Genomic DNA, 23,899 nt, shown 5'->3' with positions numbered 1-23,899 from the left:
ATGTATCGTGTACATTTCGGTGAGCCGTACATCACTTTGTGACTTAAAATAAAAAGATAGTGACGTAACATTTGTGACATCACTACTTTTTATGAGTCATCAACCCTATTTGACATAGAGCCTATATAAAAGTAGCGAATGGTTCATGCCATTCGCTACCGAAATCCCTTTATCACATTATCAATGAAAAGGTAAAAATTTGATGAAAACTATTTCTCTTTACGTCTACGTGCTACAATACCTGCACCAAATAAGGATAATACACCCGCTAATAATGTATGTGAAGCAGATGTTCCTGTATGTGGTAATCGTTTATTAGCAAATGTTGCACGTGTTAAAGGTTCTTTATTATATACTTTTTCAGATTTTGATTCTAATGCTGCATCACTATTTTCATCTGGTTTCACAGTCGGACTAAAGTTTGGTCTAGTCAAACGGTTAATATCCAATGTTGGTAATGCATCTACCGTTGGGAATGTATTTGGTACGCCATTTATACCTTTACCATTTTCTCTTAATTTAATCTCTTTTTGTAGATGATATAAATTACTAATACGGTTGTATTCATCCTCTGCTTTTTTCAATTCTTCTTTAGCATCAGCTAGTTCTTTTTGAGCTTGTTCTTTGTTTTGTTTAGCTGTATTTAGCTCTTCTTGAGCATGTGTTAATCTATCTTGTAATACTTGTGGATCTACCGATAAATCTTCTTTTTCTTTATTTGCTTTTTCTAATGCTTTTGTAGCATCCCCAATTTTTTTATTTAAATCGTTCACACGATGTTGTGCATTATCAACACCTTCTTGTGCTGTTTTAACTGCATTTGTTTTTGTGATAACATCACGTTTTGCATCTTCAACACGTTTTCTAGCTGCAACTTTAACTGGGTCTTTTGCATCTAATTCTTTTTTCTCGGCTTGTAATTTTGTAAGTTCACCTTGTAAATCGGTTACTTTTTTATTTTGATTTTCTAATGTTGTAGAAAGTTGTTTTGCTTCTTCTTTTAATGTTGCCAATTCTTCACGTAAAGCAGTTGTATCGCTAGCCACTTTTGTTTCTGTCACATAGCGGAATGTTGTATCTGGTAAAAACTTCAACTGTTTACCATTAAAGCGAAGTTTTAAGCCTGTTGATTGACTTCCCACTTCTTGTAAAGCTGACAAATCGCTTGTTTGTGACACACCATCAAATGATACCCCATATCTTGTAAATCTTTTTTCTGCCTTGTCAAGAGCTATCCCCATTACAAACTCACCATTAGCCGATAAAATATTTTTGGCATGACCATAATTATGTCCCACATTTGTATATTCTGAAAACCAAATTAACACTGCACGATAAGCGACTTCTTGATCAGATAAATATTTATCATTTAACATAGCCATTTGAGTAACATTTTCATACACCAATTCAGAAGGTCTTCCGCCTGGATAATCTGTTTGGTGAAATTTACCTTTATTAGCTACTTCATCAGCATGATAATTAGCAAAATCTTGATATTTTGGATTTTTAGAAACAGTTACTTGGCCTTTCAATCCATTAATGCGTTTTAACTCATTAATATAATTTGCAGCATATTCCATAATTTTTTGGATATTTGGTGTGTATGCCTTACCTTCTTCTACTACAACTGTTTCTGTTTTTTGACCATCATAAGCTATTTTTTCCATAACTGGATTCTTTTCACGAAGTCCATCATAATAACCTTTCCAATTATTACTGTCTTTCTCTTCCTGTTTTGTGTCTGTTGCATTATCAATTTCACGTTGTTTTGCTGCAATTTCTTGATTTTTAGCAGTTAAGTCCGCTTGTGTTTTGTTACGCTCTTGTTCTGTTGTTGCTTTTTCTTGCTCTTTAGCTTTTATTTTTTGTGCATTTTCCTCAGCACCTGCAGATGGTTGTTTCTCTGCTTCTGCTAATGCTGTTTGCGCATCTTCTTGTTCTTTTTTAGCATTATCCAATGCTGTTTGTGCTTCTTCTTTGTTAGTATTTGCTGCTGATACATCTTGTTGTGCTTGCTCTAATTCTTTTTCAGCTTGTTCTTTTTTAGCTGTTTCTTCTTCAATCGTTTTTTCAATTTTTGGCAATTCTTCATCTTTATGTTCAGCACGCGTAATGGCAGCTTGTGCAGCATCGACATCGTTTTGTTTATTTGTTTCGGCTTCTTCTGCTGCTTTAACCGCATTTTGCTTGTCATCTACGTTTGTTTTAGCCTCATTTTTAGCCTTTTCTGCACTGTCGACCTCAGCTTGAGTAATCTCTTTGTCTTTATTTTCAGATACAGCAGGTTTTACTGTTTCCTCCGGTGTCCCTTCTTCCGCTTGTACTACACTCGATTGAAAACTAACTCCAGCAAATGTCGCAAGCGCTATTGTTGATGTTGCTATTGTTTTAATTGATTTTTTCATAATATTCCTCCTTTCAATTCATCACAGGATTTAAAACTAATTTCTTTTATAGAATATGATTTCTACGCCATATATTTTACTATATTATAGGATTATAAGTCAATAACACCCCGTAAATATGGACTTTATTTCATCGATTATCTTTTTTTATTAACTATCCTAAATATATTAGGATAAGAGAGGTAGATATACATGAATACACTAGGGGAACATATTGCAAAAAGAGTTAAAGAACTAAGACAAAAAGCCGGGATGACACAACAAGAGTTAGCTACAAAAGCAGACATAGATTGGTCCACATTCAATAGAATAGAAAGAGGTAAAAATAAAAATATACAAGTAAATACACTAGATAAAATTATTAAAGCATTGGAAATTGACTACCCTGAATTTTTTACGTTCACAGGTAGCAAGCATATAAAGAACCGTATTATTTCTAAAATTATGCTTTTAGATGATACGAATAAAATTTTACACATTTTTGAAGACATATTAAATTGGAAAAACCATTAAATAAGACTTTTCGGCTCTATCATAAATGGTGTTTGTCAACACGATTTATGATAGAGCCTATAAAAACAGGACTTTTCTGTACGACAGAAAAGTCCTGTAATAACGATTAACGTTTTGAGAATTGGCTTGCTTTACGAGCAGCTTTAAGACCTGGTTTTTTACGTTCTTTCATACGTGGGTCACGTGTTAATAAGCCAGCAGCTTTTAACACACCACGGAAATCTGGGTCTACTTGTAATAATGCACGAGAAATACCGTGACGAGCAGCACCAGCTTGACCAGTGAAACCACCACCGTTTACGTTTACGTAAACGTCGTAGTTACCTAATGTTTGTGTTAAGTTTAATGGTTGTTTTACAACTTCATGTAAGTATGCAAATGGAATGTAGTCTTCAATATCTTTTTTGTTGAAAACAATTTTTCCTGTACCCGGTACTAAACGTACACGAGCAGTTGAATGTTTACGGCGACCTGTGCCGATATATTGAACTTGTGCCAATGTAATATCCTCCTTAGATTAAGTTAGTAATGTCTAATACTTCTGGTTTTTGTGCAGCATGTGGATGCTCTGAACCACCGTATACGTTTAATTTTGTAAACTGTCTACGACCTAAAGAGTTCTTTTGTAACATACCTTTAACTGATAATTCTACTAAACGACGAGAATCGTTTGCACGTAACTCACCAGCTGTACGAGCTTTCAATCCACCTGGGTGGTTTGAGTGACGGTAGTAAATTTTATCTGTTGCTTTTTTACCTGTTAATTTTACTTTATCAGCATTGATAACAATCACAAAATCACCTGTATCAACGTGTGGTGTATATTGTGGTTTCATTTTTCCGCGTAAAACGTCTGCTACAACTGTTGAAAGACGTCCTAAAGGAACATCTGTTGCATCAATCACATACCATTTACGTTCTACTTCACCTGGCTTAGCCATATATGTTGTACGCATTATTTTTCCTCCAAATTCTGTTTCCTTGTTTGATACATAATAAGTTTCCGGGGCTCATCATGGGGCAAACAATACCGTATTTAATCATATATTATCGCATGTTATTTGTCAATGACTATCTTACTTTTTTCTTGTTGTTTTCTTTGCTTTTTTATAGAAAAGGCATAAAAGTACCTCTTAGTCAAAGACCATTTGACTAAGAGGAAATCACTGTATCTTATACACTACTCAAAACGAATCGCATGGAAAATATTTCTCTGCTCAAGTCTATTTAAAAAGAACTGTGTAACTGGTGCTAAACAAATCATATTGATCAATGTTCCCTCACGAATAACCAAACTTGAACCAAATGTTAACATAAATAAAACCGCCAACAACAATGTAATCACATCTACCCATTGACGTACTTTTCGAAACGTTACACCATACTTGTCAGCAATCACTTTACACGCAGCTTCCAATGGAAAAACAACTAAGTCTAAGCGAATAATAGCAGCTACTGCAAAACCAGATAGCACCACACCAGAAACAAACACTAGTACACGTAAAAAATAATGGTCTAGTGTTATCGGTGTTAAGACACGGTAAATCATTAAATTTACAACAATTCCTAAAATATATGCTGCCCCTACTTGTAACCATTGACGCCAGTGAAAATCACGACGTTGCAATAATAATTGAATAAACACGCACACGATATTGATACTCATTAAAACGGTACCGACTTCTACACTTGTTACAGTAGCAAGTGCACTACTTAAAGAATTGACACTCCCAAATCCTATATCTGCCTTTAATGTCAAGCTAACCCCCACAGCAGCAAGCATCATAAAAATCGTCGTTAATACAAAATTTGTCCCGATTTTTCTCATCTATTTTCTAACTCCTCTTATAAAATAAATATAGTATATATAAAAAAAGTCATTTTGAAAAGTGTTTTGAAAAGAAAATGAAAACAAATCATTTTAAATATGCTGCCCCCTTTTTTGAAAAGTATTTTATATAACTTAAAAAGCTTGAAATCGACCAGCTATTTCAAGCTTTTTACATCTTCACTCATTCTACGATAATAAAGGTTTTAAATATTGTCCTGTGTAGCTTTCTTTGCAGAGTGCTACTTCTTCTGGAGTACCCGTTACTAAAATGGTACCTCCACCAGCACCACCCTCTGGACCTAAATCAATGATATAATCGGCTGTTTTTATAACATCTAAATTATGTTCGATAACGATAACTGTATTTCCCGCATCAACTAATCGATTTAGTACTGTCATCAATCGTTTAATATCATCTACATGTAAGCCCGTCGTTGGCTCATCTAAAATATAAACCGTTTTTCCAGTTGCTACACGTTGTAATTCACTTGCTAATTTCATACGCTGTGCTTCTCCACCAGATAAGGTTAATGCCGATTGCCCTAATCGAACATAGCCTAAACCAACATCAACAATCGTTTGTAATTTACGTCTGATTTTTGGTACGGCACTAAAAAACACTAATGCTTCTTCAATCGTCATATCTAACACTTCTGCGATATTTTTCCCTTTATAAGTCACTTCCAATGTTTCAGAATTATAACGTTTTCCATGGCACACTTCACAAGGCACATATACATCAGATAAAAAGTGCATTTCAATTTTTAAAATACCGTCGCCTTTACATGCTTCACAACGTCCACCCTTAACATTGAAGCTAAATCGTCCTTTTTTATACCCTCTTACCTTAGCTTCATTTGTCATGGCAAACACATCACGAATATCATCAAATACGCTTGTATAAGTTGCTGGATTACTTCGTGGTGTACGTCCAATAGGGCTTTGGTCAATATCAATGATTTTATCCAATCCCTCAAAACCTGAAATAGACTTGAAGTCCCCCGGTCTTTCTTTAGAACGCCCTAATTCTCGCATCAATGCTTTTTTCAAAATACTATTTACGAGCGAACTTTTTCCAGAACCCGAAACACCTGTAACAGCCGTTAAACGACCTATTGGAAAATCAACAGACACATTTTTTAAATTGTTTTCCTTAGCACCTGTTACTTTTATCCAACCTTTATCTTCAGAACGACGTTCCTTTGGCACCGGAATTTTTTTCACACCAGATAAATATTGCCCAGTCAATGAGTTTTCATTACTCATCACCTCTTCAGGCGTTCCCGCAGCAATCACTTGCCCACCATGCTCTCCCGCAAAAGGTCCCATATCAATCAAATAATCCGCCTGCTTCATCGTATCCTCATCATGCTCGACAACCACTAATGTATTCCCCAAATCTCGCATTTTGTGTAAAGAACTAATCAAACGGTCATTATCACGCTGATGTAACCCAATAGACGGCTCGTCAAGAACATACAAAACACCAGATAAATTAGACCCAATCTGTGTTGCAAGACGTATACGTTGTGCCTCTCCACCAGATAAAGTTCCTGCCGTACGACTTAGCGTTAAATACGTTAATCCAACATTGCGTAAAAACGTTAAACGGTCATTGATTTCTTTCAAAATAGGTTTAGCAATCATTTCATCAGCAGGAGAAAAACGTAATTGTTCAAAAAACGATAAACTATCCTCAATAGATAAATCAGTCACATCAGAAATACTTTGCCCTGCAATTTTTACGGACAATGCTTCTTTATTTAGACGTTGCCCCTTACAAGTTGGACAACGTAACTCTGTCATATACAAAGTCATTTGTTCCCTTGTATAATCACTAGCCGTTTCATGATAACGTCTTTTAATATTATTTAAAACTCCTTCAAACACGATGTCCACATCACGAACACCGCCAAACTCATTTTCATAATGAAAATGAAATGTCTTTCCTTTAGACCCATTTAAAACACTATCTTGATGTTCACTAGACAAATCTTTAAATGGAACGTCCATTGGAATATTTGATTGTGTACAAAATTGTTCTAACATTGTTGGATAATAATTTGAACTAATTGGATTCCACGCATGAATAGCACCCTCTTTTAAGGTTAACGATTTATCCGGAATCACTAAATCAACATCAACAGATAATGTGCTTCCTAATCCGTCACATGCCGAACACGAACCAAACGGTGCATTAAATGAAAATAATCGAGGCTCTAATTCTCCAACAGTAAATCCACAATACGGACAAGAATGATGCTCACTAAAAAGCATGTCTTCGCCATCAATCACATTCACAAGTACATATCCGTCCGCTATTTTTAAAGCTGTTTCAATAGACTCGAACAACCGAGAACGACTTTCTTCTTTTACCATTAGTCTATCAACAATCACTTCAATCGTATGTTTTTTGTTTTTATCTAGTTCAATCTCTTCTCCTAAATCAAACATATCACCATTGACACGAACACGAATATAACCATCTTTTTTTAATTGCTCAAACACTTTTTTATGCTGCCCTTTTTTTGCAGAAATAACAGGTGCCAATACTTGCAGTTTCGTTCTTTCTGGCAAGCTCATAACCGTATCAACCATTTGTTCAACTGTTTGACTTGAAATGGGTGTGCTATCGTTTGGACAAATCGGTTTCCCAACACGTGCAAATAACAATCTTAAATAGTCATTGATTTCCGTAACTGTTCCAACTGTTGAACGTGGGTTTTTACTCGTCGTTTTTTGATCGATTGATACAGCTGGACTAAGTCCCTCAATGCTATCAACATCAGGTTTATCCATTTGACCTAAAAATTGTCGAGCGTAACTCGATAAACTCTCAACATAACGTCTTTGGCCTTCTGCATATAATGTATCAAAGGCTAAAGAACTTTTACCCGACCCGGATAAACCCGTAATCACGACAAATTGATTTCTTGGTATATCTACTGAAATATCTTTTAAATTATGGGTTCTTGCCCCATTTACACGAATCACATCTTTTGACATACTAATCTCCACTCACTTATTTTATCTTTATCCTAAAACAGCTTTTAGGATAAAGATTCGCATGTTTATTCTACCACCCTTGTTGACAAATTGTCAACAAGGGTGGCTTGTATAAAAAGGACTAAGCAAACTTAGCCCTTTTGTTATTTAATTTAATTCTGTTAGTTTACCAGTGACAGTATAAACAATGCGTTCACAAATATTAGTAATATAGTCACCTATACGTTCCAAATAGCCTGCCACTTGCACATATTCCATACCACCTGTAACAGTTTCTGGATTTTCCAAAATACCTTGTGTTGATTTATGAACAACTTTTGTTAAATAATCATCGACTTTCTCGTCCTCTTCTGCAACACGTTTTGCTTCTTCCACATCAAGACTGACGTACGCTTTTAGAACACGCGTCATCATACTTTCAACAACTAATGCCATTTCTTCTAATAGTTTTTCAATTTCTAAAATACGATTATTGCCTTTTACTGCAATCGTTGCTTGGGCAATACTAACCGCATGGTCGCCTATACGCTCTAAATCACTTGATGCTTTCATTACAGCAACAATATTTCTTAAATCAGATGCCACCGGTTGTTGTAAAGCAATCAATGTAAAGCAGCCTTTTTCTAATTGTACTTCTGCTTTATTGATATATTTATCTGCTTTAATAACTTGTTCTGCTAACTCAACATCATGTTTGACAAAGGCACTCACAGCATTTGTGACAGCTACGTTAACATCACTACCCATTTCTAAAAATTCATCATATAGCTCACTTAACTCTTCATCAAAAAATCTTCTCATTTATTATGCTCCTTTCTATTAACCAAATCTTCCTGAAATATAATCATCTGTACGTTTATCACTTGGATTACTAAAAATATGTGCTGTTTTATCAAATTCAATCACTTTTCCAGACAAGAAAAAAGCAGTATTGTCAGAAATGCGACTAGCCTGTTGCATATTATGTGTCACAATAACAATCGTATAATCAGATTTTAAATCATAAATCAAATTTTCAATTTTACCAGACGATACTGGATCTAGCGCAGATGTTGGCTCATCCATTAAAATCACTTCTGGTTTCACAGCTAAAACACGCGCAATACACAAACGTTGTTGTTGCCCTCCGGACATACCCGCTGCATTATCTTGAAGTCTATCTTTGACAGCTTCCCATAAATCCGCTTGTTTTAAACTTGTTTCAACAAGTTCATCTAATATTTGTTTATCATGTATACCATGTATTCTCGGACCAAATGCAACATTATCATAAATCGAAAATGGAAATGGGTTAGGTTGTTGAAAGACCATGCCTACTTTCTTTCTTAATTGTACCAAATCTGTTGTTGGACTAAAAATATTCTGTCCATCTACTTTGATTTCACCTGTTATCGTCACATTTGGCATTAAATCGTTCATACGGTTTAAACTACGTAAAAAAGTCGATTTTCCACATCCACTCGGTCCAATGAGTGCATTGACAGTATGTTCTTGAAATGCTAAATTCACATCAAATAACGCTTGTTTTTGCCCATAAAATAAATTGATATTAGTTGCCTCAATAATTGCCATATAGACCTCTTTCTGTATTTATCCAAATCTTCCTGAAATATATTCTTCTGTTTTTTGATGTGTTGGATTTCTAAAGATTTTAGATGTTTTATCAAATTCAATCACTTCTCCAGATAAGAAGAAAGCTGTTTCTGTTGAGATACGTGCTGCTTGTTGCATATTGTGTGTCACAATAATAATGGTATACATATCTTTTAATTCTGCTAAAACATCTTCGATTGCACCAGAAGATACAGGATCTAATGCCGATGTTGGCTCATCCATTAGCAAAACATCTGGTTTCATTGCTAACGCTCTAGCAATGCACAAACGCTGTTGTTGCCCTCCTGATAATGCCAACGCACTTTTATTTAATTCATCTTTAACATCATTCCAAAGAGATGCTTGTATCAAAGATGTTTCCACAATTTCATCTAGTTCTTGCTTATTTGTCATACCGTGACGTTTTAATGGAAATGCGATATTATCGTAAATTGAGCGACTAAATGGGTTGGGTCTTTGAAAAACCATTCCAATATTTTTACGCAACGCATACACATCTTCTTTAGGTGTGTTGATATTACGTCCATTATAAAAAATTTCTCCTTCGATACGGCACGCAACAATTTCACGGTTAATTAAATTTAATGCTCTTAAATAGGTCGACTTTCCACATCCACTTGGGCCAATCAATGCTGTAATCTCATTTTTCTTAAAAGCCAAACTGACATTTTTTATTGCTTGATTTTGCCCATAAAATATATTCAAGTCTTTTGTTTCAATCGTTATACTCATTATTATTTCACCTACTATTTTGCTGATGTCATTTTTTTGTATAAATACTGTCCAAAACGACGAGCTACAAAGTTAAAAATTAAAATAAATAATATTAAGACTGCCGCTGTCCCATTTGACACAGCTTGTGCATCGGGTACCACTGCTTCACTATTCACTTTCCAAATATGAACAGCTAATGTTTCAGCTTGTCTAAACATATTTAATGGACTTCTCGGGCTAAACGGATTCCAGTTTGTAAAATCTAGTGCCGGTGCACTTTGCCCTGCTGTAAACAGCAACGCTGCTGCTTCTCCAAAAATACGACCAGCAGATAAAATAATCCCTGTTAAAATCCCTGGTAAAGCTGCCGGTACAACAACAAAAATCGTTGTTTCCCATTTTGTTAACCCTAATCCCAATCCTGCTTGACGTTGGTCGTGCGAAATATTTCTTAAAGATTGTTCCATGACACGAACAAGAATAGGCAAGTTAAAAATCGTTAATGTTAAAGCTCCCGACAAAATAGAATACTTAAATTTCATAGCTGTTACAAATAACAACATACCAAACAAACCTACAACAATAGACGGTAAAGAAGATAACACATCTACTGATAGTCGTATAAATTCCGTTGTTTTATTTTTAGGAGCATATTCCGATAAATAAATAGCCGCTCCTAACGAAATAGGGGTACTAATCAATAAAGTTAAGACAAGTAAATAAAACGAATTCCATAATTCTGGTAAAATACCGCCACCTGCTTTGATAGATTCTGGATTACTTGTTAAAAAACGCCAATTCACATGTTCAATACCGTGAATGAGAACATATCCAACCAAACTGGCTAAAATCAAACAAATCACTCCTGCGATACTATATAACACAATCGTTGCGATTTTATCTTGTTGTTTTGCGTTCATCTTAACGTCCTTTCTTGTCAATGCGTTTTACAATAGCTATAAAAATAATTGACATCATCAATAGCAATAAAGCTAAAGACCATAATACATTATTTTCTAAACTACCAAAAATGGTGTTTCCCATACTCAAAGTTAAAATACTCGTAATGGTTGATGCTGGCGTCACTAAAGACGTTGGAATAACAGCTGTATTTCCAATAACCATTTGAACCGCAAGAGCTTCACCAAAAGCACGTGTCATACCCATTACGAGAGCTGTTAAAATACCACTTTTAGCACTTCGTAACACAACGTGATAAATCATTTGCCAGCGTGTTGCACCTAACCCTAAAGCACCTTGTCTATAATAGTCTGGCACCGCATTTAATGCATCCACTGTTAAACTCGTTACTGTCGGTAAAATCATGACAGACAATACAAAAGCAGAGGACAAAATACCAAACCCTGTCCCACCAAACGAGCGAACAAAAGGTACAATAACACTCAAGCCAATCAATCCATAAACAACAGACGGAATACCTACTAATAATTCAATGACAGGTTGCAGAAATTTTTTCCCAAACTTTGGTGAAATTTCTACCATAAATACGGCTGCGCCCATCGCAAATGGTGCAGCGATTAAAATCGCTAGTAAAGTTGCACTGACAGAACCAATAATCATTGGTAATGCACCAACATAAGCTTGTCCATTAGCATCTGTTGATGAGGGTAACCATTTTGTTTTAAATAGAAAATCAACTGGGGATACACCATCTACAAAAAATGTAGACAACCCTCGTTGTGCAACCATTAAAATAATGGTAAAAACAACAATTCCCATTAAAAGCGTACATAAAAATGTTATTGTTTTACCAATTTTTTCAAGAGTACGTTTTGGAATTCTCTTTTTTGTTTGTTGCATTGCTTATCTCCTAGTTTATTATTTTACACGAATATTTCCTTTGACATCTCTATCTATTGTCATTGTCTTAACGGGAATATACCCTAATTGTGACACAATATTATCTTGAACATCATCACTTAACATGTACTCAAGAAATGTTTTTGTAATCACATCTTTTTCACGTTTTGTATACATATGTTCATACGCCCATATTTTCCATTGATTCGTTTCAACATTTTCTCGAGTTGGCTCAACCCCGTCAATAGACAGGGCTTGATAATCATCACTAAAATAAGAAAAAGATACATAACTAATCGCACCTTTTGTGTCTTTGACAAGTTTTTTTACCGTTCCAGAATTATCTTGCTCTTGTGCGACAATTGGTTCTTGATTATTTAACCCATACTTTTCAAATGTCGCACGGCTACCAGAACCACTAGCTCTATTGATAACGATAATGGGCATATTTTGCCCACCAACCTCTTGCCAGTTTCTTATTTTTCCTGTAAAAATATCAATCAGTTGCTGATGTGTGATATCACGTACACCTGATTCTTTATTAGCAATCACACCGATACCTACCACCGCAACTTTATGGTCTTGTAATTCATATTTATCGACATCAATCTTTTTTTCTTCAGCAAATGTATCTGAATTACCAATTTCAACTGTTCCCATCACAATTTGACTTAATCCTTGCCCAGAGCCGCCACCTTGTACATTGATGAGTACATCAGGATATTGCATTTGAAATTGCTCTGCGGCAACTTCCACAAGCGGTTGTAACGCAGACGATCCTACTGCTGTGATAGATCCATTCATACTTGTAATAGATGTTTGACACCCACTTAATACGAAACAAATACATATCATCATCAAAAAAATTGCTTTTTTTCTCATGTTAATAGCATACCTCATTTATTTTGTTTTTGTTCCTAGCTGAATTGTAGCATATTTAAATTTCATTAGAAACCAAAAAACTAAATTAAAGCCTTTTCTTGAAAAAAAAGTAAATATCTCATAAAAATACTATCTTTTTCAAACAAATAGTACCCTGTTAAAGAAAAACGCATCTATCATAAATCGTACTAGTGAATAAAATCCACCAATCACCATTTTGTATATAAAAATGGATAAGCCTTTATAACACTATACACAACTATTCTTAGTGTTAAACGTGGATAAAACACAACCCCCACTCATGTTGAACCTATCAACATGAGTGGGGGGTTCCATATATTATTTTTTCAAGAATCTGCGAATGGATACAATAGATCCGAAAGCACCAATTAAAATACCTAATGCAGCTAGACCTGCCGCTAAATATAAAGCATACGGATTTGGTGGTAATAAACTATAATGTGTTGTAATTAACTGCGGTTCAATAATCGCATATAGCGTTGTATAACCTAGATAAATTAACCCCACTGGTAAAACACTACCTAATAATCCAATAAATGCTCCCTCTAATAAGAACGGCCAACGAATAAACCATTTAGTCGCTCCAACTAGACGCATAATTTCAATTTCCGTTTGACGTGATAAAATTGTTGCACGAATGGTATTCATAATTAACATCACAGCAATCAGCACAAGACTGACAATCAAAATACCACCCCAAAATTGCATACCTTTTGAAAAGGCTACAAGCACTTCTGTGATTTCGCCACCGTCATTTGCCTTGTACACATATTTCAGCTCTCGAATTTTATTGGTCACATCTTTAATATTTGACGATTGGTCAACCATAACAATATACGCATCTCTTAAAGGATTGGAATCCTCTTTAAACAATGAAAAAGAAGGATATTTTTGGATAATTTCAGAAAGTTGTTCATCTTTACTAGAATAAATAACCGTTTGAACATGCGGTACAGCTTTTAATTGTCTTTCAAGCGCTTGTTCATCTTCCTTTGTCGCAGCTAAGTCTACGAATACTTTTACTTCTAATGAATTCGTTGCATCTTGCGCCATATCACTTACATTTAACAAAACAGAAGCAAAAATACCTACTAAAAGTAATGTTAAACCTACTGTAATAATTGACAATAAACTTCTCACAAAGTTACGACTAACACTTTGCAACGCTTCTTTTATATGTCTAAAAAACATTCTAATCATCGTATCCGTATTCTCCTTCCTGTTCGTCACGAACAAGACGTCCGTTTTCGATTGCTAATACACGATGTTTAATATTATTCACAATAGAACGACTGTGCGTTGCCATGATAACCGTTGTACCATTTGCACTAATACGCTCTAAAATGTTCATAATTTCTAACGCTGTATCCGGATCTAAGTTCCCTGTTGGCTCATCGGCAATAAGAACACCCGGCATATTCGCAATCGCACGTGCAATCGCAATACGTTGTTGCTCTCCTCCAGATAATTCATTTGGAAACATTCTTACTTTATGCTTTAACCCTACTAAATCAAGCACTTCTAAAACACGTTTACGAATGACACTCGGACGTTTTCCAATAACTTCCATAGCATACGCAATATTTTCATACACCGTTTTTTTCTCTAATAATTTAAAATCTTGGAAAACAACTCCAACATAACGTCTTAAATGTGGTAACTCTCTTTGTTTAATGGTACTTAAATCAAATTTACCCACCTTAATATCGCCTGACGTTAAACGTTCATCACAATACATCATCTTAATGAATGTTGATTTTCCTGCGCCACTAGGTCCTACAATATATACAAACTCTCCAGGATTTATATTGACAGACAAATCACTAATCGCTGTCACGCCGTTCGGGTAACGCTTGCTAACATTTCTCATTTCAATCATTTTATTCACCCACTTACAAATTGTCTCTATCGAGCGCTTGAGTATTATACCATACTTTATAATTGGATTTAATGTTATTTAAGTTACATTTATATTACGAAAAACACGATTTAAAGAAAATAAACGAACATTACTTGTTAAAAAAGACAAAAAACAGACAATATAAACAAAAATACGAGCAATAATCTACTAGAAAATCAAAAAGACTTGAACAGATTACTTCCAAGTCTTTTTACTATTTTTCCAATGTCAAAAATAGAAACATTTACTCCATTTCACTCGGCTCTTGCAAACTCAACTTCAAATACGCATCAATAAACGCATCTAAATCACCGTCCATAACAGCTTGTGTTTGCCCCACTGAAAAATTCGTACGATGATCTTTCACCATTGAATAAGGATGAAACACATACGAACGAATTTGTGACCCCCATCCGATCTCTTTTTGCTCTCCACGAATAGTATCTAACTCAGCAAGACGCTTTTCTTCCTCTAATTGATATAATTTCGCTTTTAACATTCTCATCGCTTGGTCTTTATTTTGAAATTGGGAACGTTGTGATTGACTCTGCACAACAATACCTGTTGGAATATGAGTAATACGTATAGCAGAAGACGTTTTATTAACGTGCTGACCACCTGCACCACTGGCTCTATATGTATCAATGCGTAAATCTTCAGTACTAATCTCTACTTCCACATCATCATCAATCTCAGGCATCACATCGACCGAGGCAAACGACGTATGGCGTTTTTTGGCAGCATCAAACGGTGAAATACGCACTAAACGATGCACACCTTTTTCGGCTTTTAAATAACCATAGGCATTTATTCCTTTAATCAATAAAGACACACTTTTAATACCAGCTTCCTCACCGTCTTGATAATCCAATGTTTCCACTTGAAATCCTTTCTTATCTGCCCAACGTGTATACATACGTAATAGCATACTTCCCCAGTCTTGTGACTCTGTTCCGCCTGCACCGGGATGAATTTCAAGAATGGCATTACGCTTATCATGCTCGCCATCTAAAAGCATTTGTAACTCATACGCCATGAGTTCCTCTTGTAATTGACGCACTTGCTCTTGTAGCTCCTGCTCGTACAACTCATCTGGTTCCATTTTCACTAAATCATACAAATCAACAACATCTTGATAGTGTTGATATAGTCGATGATATGTATCATAGGCTTGCTTTTTTTGATTTAAACTATCAATTATTTTTTTAGCCTTTTCATTATCGTCCCAAAAATCAGGCGCCAACATTTGATGCTCATAGTCGGCAATATCAACTTCTAACCGTTCTAAGTCAAAGAGAGTGCCCAAATGTTACTAATTGATTATTGGCTTTTTCAATAAACTGCTTGATTTCTACTAGTTCCATATTTTCTTCCTTACTCTAATTTATAACGAAACCAAACAAGGCTAATAGCCTTGTTTGGTTTTGTCATTATACACTTGCTCTTAAATTTGATTTCAAGATAATGCGTGTTGTTTCAAACTCAATAGTTTTAATCATCGCATTAAATCTTTCAAAACCTTCATTTTGGTATTCTGTTAACGGATTTGTTTGTGCGTATGAACGTAAACCAACACCTTGACGTAAATGATCCATTTCATCAATATGGCTTGTCCATTCTTGGTCAACAACACGTAAAATGACAAGTTTTTCAAATTGTAATAAATATTCTGGAGATTGTAGTTGATCTACTTTTTCTTGATAAACAGTCATGGCACGTTCATTTAAGTACGCTTCAATTTCTGCGGCTGTTTTACCCTCTAAATCAGATAATGTGATTGTATCAGGATGAACAAGAACATTTCCTGCAAACATTAAGATACCGTCTAAATCCCAATCTTTTTTATCTGCACTTGTACGAGCTTCTACCTCGTGATGAATTGTATTTTGAATCATACCTTTCACAACATCAGATAAACTCTCTGTTTCATCAATCACTTGTTGACGTTGAGAATACATAATTTCACGTTGTTCACGCATAACATCGTCATACTCCAAAACACTCTTACGTGAATCATAGTTATTCCCTTCAACACGACGTTGTGCTGACTCAACTTGACGAGAGAACATTTTACTTTGAATAGACATGTCTTCATCTTCACCAGCTGATTTCGTCATGTTTACTAACACTTCACGCATTCTATCGCTACCAAAACGTTTCAACAAATCATCTTCAAACGACAAGTAGAATTGGCTAGCACCAACGTCCCCTTGACGACCTGAACGTCCACGTAACTGATTATCAATACGACGTGACTCATGACGCTCTGTCCCAATCACGCATAAACCACCCAATTCTTTAACACCTTTACCTAACTTAATGTCCGTTCCACGTCCTGCCATGTTTGTCGCAATCGTTACAGCACCACGTTGCCCTGCACTTGTAATAATCTCAGCTTCTTTAGCATGGTTTTTCGCATTTAACACTTCATGAGGAATACCCTCAGCAACCAATAAATTAGATAATAATTCTGATGTTTCAACGGCTACTGTACCAACCAAGATTGGTTGCCCTTTTTCATGACGTTCTTTAATATCTTTTACAACAGCTTTAAATTTTGTATGTAATGTTGGATATAACAAATCTGGTGAATCAATACGTGCAATCGGTTTGTTTGTTGGAATACATACAACTTGCATATTATAAATTTCACGTAATTCCTCTTCTTCCGTTTTCGCAGTACCCGTACAGCCGGCTAATTTTTTATACATACGGAAGTAATTTTGGAATGTAATAGTTGCCATTGTTTTTGATTCATTTTGAATCGTTACACCCTCTTTAGCTTCAATTGCTTGGTGTAATCCGTCAGAGTAACGACGACCATCCATAACACGACCAGTAAATGGGTCAACGATTTTTACTTCGTCATTGTCTACCACATAATCAATATCTAATGACATGATGTAGTTCGCACGTAAAGATTGGTCAATGTGATGCACCAACAATGTATTTGACACATCATATAAGTTTTCCAAATGGAATACACGCTCAGCGCGCTCAATACCTTCATCTGTTAGCACAATCGTTTTTGTTGGCAAATCAATCGTATAGTGCTCTTCTTCTTTTAATCCTTTTACAAAAAAGTCTGCTCTTAAATACAAAGCATTTGATTTTTCGGCTTCACCAGAAATAATCAATGGCGTGCGAGCTTCGTCAATTAAGATTGAGTCTACTTCATCGACAATCGCATAGTTCAATGGGCGTTGTACCATGTTTGCTTTTTCCGTAACCATGTTATCACGTAAGTAGTCGAATCCTAATTCATTGTTTGTACTATATGTAATATCACACGCATACGCTTCACGTTTTTCAGCAGGTGTTTTACTGTTCAAGTTTAACCCAACAGTTAGACCTAAAAACTCGTATAATTCACCCATTTCTTTTGCATCACGTCCAGATAAGTATTCATTAACTGTCACAACGTGAACCCCTAAACCAGAAATGGCATTCAAATATACCGGCATTGTCGCTGTCAATGTTTTACCTTCACCTGTTTTCATTTCCGCAATATTACCTTCATGCAATGTTACACCACCCATAACCTGTACTTTATATGGGTACAAACCTAAAACACGTCTAGCTGCTTCACGAACAACGGCAAATGCTTCAGGAAGCATTTTATCTAAATCTTCCCCTTTTGCGTAACGCTCTTTAAATTCTTCTGTTTTTTGACGCAACTCTTCGTCTGTTTTTGCTTCCATTTCATCAGCATAACTAAATACTTTATCTGCAATTTTTTCTAGACGTTTCAACTCACGTTTTTCATTTTCAACTAATTTTTTCAACAAATTCGCCACGGTTTCTTATCTCCTTATAAATTCTTATATCTATGATGTCATTTCACATGCCAATATCGACACTTTAACTAGTACATCATATCATTTTTTTTGTAATATTTAAACCCTTTTATACCACAAATTGATATATAACCGTTTTCCAAAGACAAAAATCAATCTTTCACACCATTCTTTATCTTTATTCGGCTATTTTTGAAAACACATTTGCATCATTGAATAAGCATTATTGTAAAAATCCAATACATAAAACAGTTCAACGTTGAACATTGCACAACGAATTGTTCTGACTGCTGTTAGAAACTCATGTGGGGGATAAAAGTTTGGTTGTATAATTTTTAGGGTTGATGGCATAAGCCACCAACCCTAATTTTATGTAGACAAAAAGGCAATTTTCTCTTAAATTAAAAGTACGACCAAATAATAAAGAGAAATTGCCTATGTCTAATATAACAGAAATCTTACTACAATTAAAGGATAAAAACATCACATTTGATCATAAAAATATATCAGAATGTATTATTCAACATAAAAAATCATTAGTCTTATACGGTAAATCAACCTACACACCAGATTGTTGCCCAAATTGTCACGCAACCAATGGCATTGTAAAAAATGGGACACGTCAATCGCGACTGTCTTTATGCCAAATTTCAGGACCAAATGCCTATTTATCACTCACTAAACAACGTTTTTATTGTAAAACCTGTCAATCATCATTTACAGCGAAACCCCCATGTAGATAAGCATTGTTTTATTACGAACCGTTTAAAACAAAAGATAATAGACACTTTAACAGAAACCATTTCAGAAACCTACATCGCTAAACAGCACAATGTATCGTGTACATTTCGGTGAGCCGTACATCACTTTGTGACTTAAAATAAAAAGATAGTGACGTATGAACAGCTCCTTTACCGCACAACATAGGGAAGAGAAATATTTTGGTAAGCCGTATAACTTAACGTCTGATACGAAAAAAGACTGTTGACACTCTTACTTTGTCAACAGTCTGAGAACCGTTTTTGCGAAAAACGATTCTTTTTTATTATAATTGTCGCATTGTAGGGAACAACAAGACATCACGAATAGATTGAGCATCCGTTAATAGCATTGTAAATCTATCAATACCGATACCTAATCCTCCAGTTGGCGGCATGCCATATTCTAACGCTTCGATAAAGTCTTCATCAATCGGATGCGCTTCATCATTTCCTTTATCTTTTTCTACCATTTGTGCTTCAAAACGTTCACGTTGGTCGATTGGGTCTGTTAATTCTGTAAAGGCATTAGCATATTCTTTTGTCACAATGAATAATTCAAAGCGATCTGTAAAACGTGGATCTTCTTCATTTTTACGTGCTAAAGGAGATACTTCCACAGGATGCCCATATACAAACGTTGGTTGGATACATACTCCCTCTCCAAACTCTTCAAAGAACGCATTGATAATATGTCCTACCGTTGTATCATGATCATTTAATTTTACATGATGTTTTTCAGCTACTGCTTTTGCTTCTTCAAATGTCATTTCTTGCCAGAAATCAACACCCGTTTGCTCTTTGATTAAATCAACCATATGCACTCGTTTCCAAGGTGTTTCCAAATCAATCTCTTGACCATTATATTGTAATACCGCTGTACCTAGTACACGTTTTGTAACATGACGCAATAAGTTTTCCGTTAAATCCATCACATCTGTGTACATTGTATACGCTGTATACACTTCCATTGACGTAAATTCTGGGTTGTGTGTCGTATCAATCCCTTCATTACGGAACACACGTCCAATTTCATAAACTTTCTCCATACCCCCAACCACAAGACGTTTTAGATGTAATTCTGTGGCAATACGTAAATACAATTCCATATCCAACGCATTATGGTGTGTGATAAATGGACGAGCTGTCGCACCACCTGCTAAAGTATGTAACACTGGTGTTTCGACTTCTAAATAACCTGCATCATCCATATAACGACGAATTTCACTTACGATACGTGAACGTAAAATAAAACGTTGACGACTTTCATCATTACTAATTAAATCTAAATAACGTTGACGATATTTTTGTTCAACATTCGTTAAACCGTGGTATTTATCAGGTAGAGGACGCAATGCTTTTGTCAAGTGAACAAACTCTTTGGCACGAACTGTCAATTCACCCATATCCGTTTTCATGATTGTCCCAACAACACCAACAATATCACCTAAATCAGCCACTTTAAAAATTTCGTATTGTACTTCACCAACTTGATCTTGACGCACATAAATTTGAATACGTCCAGATTGATCTTGTAAATGCGCAAAACCCGCTTTCCCTTTTCCACGTTTTGTCATTAAACGACCTGCAATTTGCACAGTAACAGGCTCTTTTTCAGCAATATCCTCTTTTGTAAATTCTTCAAATTCCACTTGTAAATCAGCTGCTAAATGATGACGCTCAAAACCACTAGCAAATGGATTCACATTTGTTTCTGCTAATTTTTGCATTTTTTCACGACGTACGAGTAACTGGTCGTTCAATTCCATTTTCACATCTTCTGACACTTGTTTCACTCCAATTCTTTTCATTCTTCGTGTCTATCATAACACATAGAACGTGTTCTTTCACTATTAAATCTCTATTTTTAAACTTCTTTCTTCAACTTCTTCAATAAAAGCATCCATCAAATCAATCATTTCTTGTTGCGTTGTTGCTTGATTGATTAAATTTTTCGTCTTGGAAGCACGCGGAATCCCTTTTAAATAGTAATTCGCATGTTGTCTAAACTCTCTTGACGCAACCACTTCCCCTTTTAAATCAACCAAACGTTGTAAATGCACCTTTGCAATATCAATCTTCTCTCTAGGTGTATGAGGCGGTAATAATTCTCCTGTTTCTAAATAATGCACGGTTTGTTTAATCATCCACGGATTTCCTAGCGCTGCTCTTCCAATCATCACTCCGTCAACACCCGTTTCATCTAACATACGTTTAGCATCCTCTGGTGTTTTCACATCGCCATTTCCAACTAGAGGAATCGTTTTTAACGCTTGTTTTACGTCCTTTAAAATTGTCCAATCAGCATATCCCTCGTACATTTGTACACGTGTACGTCCATGCATCGCTACCATGCTCGCACCCGCACGCTCTGCTGCCAGAGCATTCTCAACAGCATACAAATGCTCGCTGTCCCAACCTGTACGCATTTTCACCGTAACAGGCACTTTGACCGCATCTACAACAGACGCAACCATTTCATATACTTTATTCGGATCCAACAACCACTTAGCGCCAGCCTCCGCCTTAATCACCTTATTTACCGGGCATCCCATATTGATGTCAATAATCGCCGCTTGCGTATGCTCCTCCACATACTTGGCAGCCTCCACCAAGGTTTCTTTACTTCCTCCCATAATTTGTACACTTAAAGGATACTCTTGAGGCTCAATATGCAGCATACTTAATGTCTTTTCATTTCTGAATTGAATGCCTTTATCACTAATCATTTCGCATACTACTAACCCTGCTCCCATTTCTTTAACTGTGACACGAAAAGCAGCGTTACTAATACCTGCCATTGGCGCAACGACAACGGGATTTACAATATCAATGTTCCCAATTTTAAACATATTTTCTCCTTATTTATCATTTAACTTTTTATCAAATGCTGTTACCATTCGATAAAACAAATATATATCATCTATTTTAGTTTAATAACATATTAAAAAATCTCGCCCGTATGGGCGAGATAGACTGTCTATTAACGACGACGCTCTGCAATACGAGCTGCTTTTCCGTGTAACGCACGTAAGTAGTATAATTTCGCACGACGTACTTTACCATGACGAACTACTTCAATTTTTGCTACACGTGGTGTATGTAATGGGAATGTACGTTCCACACCAACACCGTTAGAGATTTTACGTACTGTATAAGTTTCACTGATACCAGCACCACGGCGTTTAATAACAACACCTTCAAATAACTGGATACGTTCACGAGTTCCCTCAACAACTTTAGCGTGTACACGCACTGTATCTCCAGGACGGAAATCAGGAATATCTGTACGTAATTGTTCTTGTGTAATCTTTTCGATTAGTTGACTCATCTCTTTTTCTCCTTCTTCTGCGAATATTCATATACGACATTTTCATATAGCGGAATACTCTGAATATGTGGTCGCCCACTTCGTATTATTGTAGCATTTTTTAAGTTACTTGTAAATATGTATGTCGTGGTAAATTTGAGGAGTAAATTATAGAATTAAGTTAGCCAGTGATACAAAAAAAGCATCTCATAGGATATACTTTTCATAATCACAAAAAAAGGATACCAAGAGATGCAAGAATACTATAACACAAAAGGCAAGCATATAACAGAAAAAGAACGTTACTTCATCGAAAAATGGAAAAAAGAAGGTAAAAGTAACCGAGAAATCGATAGATTATTAGATAAAAATTACCAAACCATCAATAACGAAATTAAACATGGACTCATCGATTTATCTTTTCATGGCGGCACTAAAGAATACTATGCTCAAAAGGCACAACAACTGCTACTCCTAACGAAATAACGGCTATTGAACACTGGATAAATCGTTATCGATTGATAAAGTTACTTAATTTTTGAACACCAACACGATTTATTATAGAATCAATATTCATGAAATCAGGCTGTATAATTTTTAGGGTTGATGGCATAAGCCAACAACCCTAATTTTATGTAGACAAAAAGGCAATTTTCTCTTAAATTAAAAGTACGACCAAATAATAAGGAGAAATTGCCTGTGTCTAATATAACAGAAATCTTACTACAATTAAAGGATAAAAACATCACATTTGATCATGAAAACGTATCAGAGTGTGACATTCGACATAAAAAATCATTAGTCTTATACGGTAAATTAACCTATACACCAGATTGTTGCCCAAATTGTCACGCAACCAATGGCATTGTAAAAAATGGGACACGTCAATCACAACTGTCTTTATGCCAAATTTCAGGACTAAACGCCTATTTATCACTCACTAAACAACGTTTTTATTGTAAATCCTGTCAATCATCATTTACAGCTGAAACACCTATTGTGGATAAGCATTGTTTTATCACAAACCGTTTAAAACAAAAGATAATGGACACTTTAACAGAAACCATTTCAGAAACCTACATCGCTAAACAACACAATGTATCTGTACATACGGTCAGACGTATTGTTGATAAAGTCGCCTCTACTTTAAAAGTAAATCACAACACACAATTACCTCATCATCTATGCTTTGATGAATTTAAGTCAGTAAAATCTTCTGATAGTGCCATGAGTTTTATCTATTGTGATGCACTGACTCATCAACTGATTGACGTTGTACACGACCGTAAATCCAGCACGCTATTAGACTACTTTGCTAGATACGATA

The 23,899-nt window shown here is 35.5% G+C and carries 21 protein-coding genes and 1 pseudogene; 4 read left to right on the top strand and 18 right to left on the bottom strand.

The genetic code is table 11. The features are described from left to right. Nucleotides 1-209 precede the first annotated feature (209 nt). Nucleotides 210-2,405, bottom strand: coding sequence for an LPXTG cell wall anchor domain-containing protein (locus GMA06_RS06780; RefSeq protein ID WP_163562119.1), 2,196 nt, complete (start codon nucleotides 2,403-2,405; stop codon nucleotides 210-212). Nucleotides 2,406-2,597: 192 nt separating this feature from the next. On the opposite strand from GMA06_RS06780, the gene GMA06_RS06775 reads away from it, so the two are divergent. Then, nucleotides 2,598-2,918 (top strand): helix-turn-helix transcriptional regulator, encoded by a 321-nt coding sequence (locus GMA06_RS06775; protein ID WP_163545981.1) that lies wholly within the window; start codon nucleotides 2,598-2,600, stop codon nucleotides 2,916-2,918. A gap of 106 nt (nucleotides 2,919-3,024) precedes the next feature. On the opposite strand, the gene rpsI is transcribed toward GMA06_RS06775, so the two are convergent. The 14 genes from rpsI to secA all read right to left on the bottom strand — a co-directional run bounded on the left by rpsI (nucleotide 3,025) and on the right by secA (nucleotide 18,504). Further along, complete coding sequence (gene rpsI / locus GMA06_RS06770) at nucleotides 3,025-3,417, bottom strand: 30S ribosomal protein S9 (protein ID WP_163545980.1); 393 nt, start codon at nucleotides 3,415-3,417, stop codon at nucleotides 3,025-3,027. Nucleotides 3,418-3,430: 13 nt separating this feature from the next. Beyond that, nucleotides 3,431-3,874: a 50S ribosomal protein L13 gene (gene rplM / locus GMA06_RS06765; protein ID WP_163545979.1), complete on the bottom strand. Its 444-nt coding sequence runs from the start codon at nucleotides 3,872-3,874 to the stop codon at nucleotides 3,431-3,433. A gap of 224 nt (nucleotides 3,875-4,098) precedes the next feature. After that, nucleotides 4,099-4,746, bottom strand: coding sequence for a YitT family protein (locus GMA06_RS06760; RefSeq protein WP_163545978.1), 648 nt, complete (start codon nucleotides 4,744-4,746; stop codon nucleotides 4,099-4,101). A 189-nt stretch (nucleotides 4,747-4,935) separates the two neighbouring features. After that, nucleotides 4,936-7,755 carry an excinuclease ABC subunit UvrA gene (uvrA, locus tag GMA06_RS06755; RefSeq protein ID WP_163562118.1) on the bottom strand — a complete coding sequence of 940 codons (2,820 nt, stop codon included), beginning with the start codon at nucleotides 7,753-7,755 and terminating at the stop codon, nucleotides 4,936-4,938. A 147-nt stretch (nucleotides 7,756-7,902) separates the two neighbouring features. Further along, on the bottom strand, nucleotides 7,903-8,556 hold the full coding sequence (gene phoU / locus GMA06_RS06750) for a phosphate signaling complex protein PhoU (protein WP_163545976.1): 654 nt from the start codon (nucleotides 8,554-8,556) through the stop codon (nucleotides 7,903-7,905). 18 nt (nucleotides 8,557-8,574) lie between these two features. Then, on the bottom strand, nucleotides 8,575-9,327 hold the full coding sequence (gene pstB / locus GMA06_RS06745) for a phosphate ABC transporter ATP-binding protein PstB (protein ID WP_163562117.1): 753 nt from the start codon (nucleotides 9,325-9,327) through the stop codon (nucleotides 8,575-8,577). Nucleotides 9,328-9,345: 18 nt separating this feature from the next. Beyond that, nucleotides 9,346-10,101 carry a phosphate ABC transporter ATP-binding protein PstB gene (gene pstB / locus GMA06_RS06740; protein WP_163545974.1) on the bottom strand — a complete coding sequence of 252 codons (756 nt, stop codon included), beginning with the start codon at nucleotides 10,099-10,101 and terminating at the stop codon, nucleotides 9,346-9,348. Nucleotides 10,102-10,115: 14 nt separating this feature from the next. Then, complete coding sequence (gene pstA / locus GMA06_RS06735; RefSeq protein WP_163545973.1) at nucleotides 10,116-11,003, bottom strand: phosphate ABC transporter permease PstA; 888 nt, start codon at nucleotides 11,001-11,003, stop codon at nucleotides 10,116-10,118. Between the two features lies 1 nt (nucleotide 11,004). Next, nucleotides 11,005-11,904 carry a phosphate ABC transporter permease subunit PstC gene (gene pstC / locus GMA06_RS06730; protein ID WP_163562116.1) on the bottom strand — a complete coding sequence of 300 codons (900 nt, stop codon included), beginning with the start codon at nucleotides 11,902-11,904 and terminating at the stop codon, nucleotides 11,005-11,007. Nucleotides 11,905-11,922: 18 nt separating this feature from the next. Continuing rightward, entirely contained in the window at nucleotides 11,923-12,786 is an 864-nt protein-coding gene (locus tag GMA06_RS06725; protein WP_163562115.1) for a phosphate ABC transporter substrate-binding protein PstS family protein, read from the bottom strand. 339 nt (nucleotides 12,787-13,125) lie between these two features. Next, a complete protein-coding gene (ftsX, locus tag GMA06_RS06720) occupies nucleotides 13,126-14,007 on the bottom strand; it encodes a permease-like cell division protein FtsX (protein WP_163545970.1) in 882 nt (293 codons plus the stop codon). Beyond that, nucleotides 14,000-14,686, bottom strand: coding sequence for a cell division ATP-binding protein FtsE (gene ftsE / locus GMA06_RS06715; RefSeq protein WP_163545969.1), 687 nt, complete (start codon nucleotides 14,684-14,686; stop codon nucleotides 14,000-14,002). Before ftsE ends, ftsX begins: the two co-directional genes overlap by 8 nt. A gap of 265 nt (nucleotides 14,687-14,951) precedes the next feature. Continuing rightward, nucleotides 14,952-16,071 (bottom strand): peptide chain release factor 2 gene (gene prfB / locus GMA06_RS06710; protein ID WP_163562114.1). Its coding sequence is split into 2 segments (ribosomal slippage): nucleotides 14,952-16,010 and nucleotides 16,012-16,071, totalling 1,119 coding nucleotides; the frame shifts between segments, so codons are not numbered across the junction. Between the two features lie 66 nt (nucleotides 16,072-16,137). Beyond that, complete coding sequence (secA, locus tag GMA06_RS06705) at nucleotides 16,138-18,504, bottom strand: preprotein translocase subunit SecA (RefSeq protein WP_163562113.1); 2,367 nt, start codon at nucleotides 18,502-18,504, stop codon at nucleotides 16,138-16,140. A gap of 437 nt (nucleotides 18,505-18,941) precedes the next feature. Here secA and GMA06_RS06700 point away from each other — a divergent pair, with 437 nt between their 5' ends. Next, complete coding sequence (locus GMA06_RS06700) at nucleotides 18,942-19,247, top strand: transposase family protein (protein WP_163562112.1); 306 nt, start codon at nucleotides 18,942-18,944, stop codon at nucleotides 19,245-19,247. A gap of 302 nt (nucleotides 19,248-19,549) precedes the next feature. On the opposite strand, the gene lysS is transcribed toward GMA06_RS06700, so the two are convergent. The 3 genes from lysS to rplS form a co-directional block, all read right to left on the bottom strand. Beyond that, nucleotides 19,550-21,073, bottom strand: a complete 1,524-nt coding sequence (gene lysS, locus GMA06_RS06690; RefSeq protein WP_163562110.1) for a lysine--tRNA ligase — start codon at nucleotides 21,071-21,073, stop codon at nucleotides 19,550-19,552. Nucleotides 21,074-21,115: 42 nt separating this feature from the next. Next, a complete protein-coding gene (gene dusB / locus GMA06_RS06685; RefSeq protein ID WP_163562109.1) occupies nucleotides 21,116-22,114 on the bottom strand; it encodes a tRNA dihydrouridine synthase DusB in 999 nt (332 codons plus the stop codon). 131 nt (nucleotides 22,115-22,245) lie between these two features. After that, nucleotides 22,246-22,593: a 50S ribosomal protein L19 gene (gene rplS / locus GMA06_RS06680; RefSeq protein WP_163545388.1), complete on the bottom strand. Its 348-nt coding sequence runs from the start codon at nucleotides 22,591-22,593 to the stop codon at nucleotides 22,246-22,248. Between the two features lie 231 nt (nucleotides 22,594-22,824). On the opposite strand from rplS, the pseudogene GMA06_RS06675 reads away from it, so the two are divergent. Both GMA06_RS06675 and GMA06_RS06670 read left to right on the top strand, forming a co-directional pair. After that, a pseudogene (locus GMA06_RS06675) lies at nucleotides 22,825-22,977 on the top strand (helix-turn-helix domain-containing protein); the annotation flags it as partial. Between the two features lie 294 nt (nucleotides 22,978-23,271). Beyond that, on the top strand, nucleotides 23,272-23,899 hold a 628-nt coding region (locus GMA06_RS06670), incomplete at its 3' end, for a helix-turn-helix domain-containing protein (protein ID WP_163562107.1).

This window comes from Granulicatella sp. zg-84, assembly GCF_010892375.1.
Classification (GTDB): Bacteria; Bacillota; Bacilli; order Lactobacillales; family Aerococcaceae; genus WM01.
Note: the sequence above shows the minus strand (reverse complement) of the source record. Positions and strands in the feature narration are given on the sequence as shown.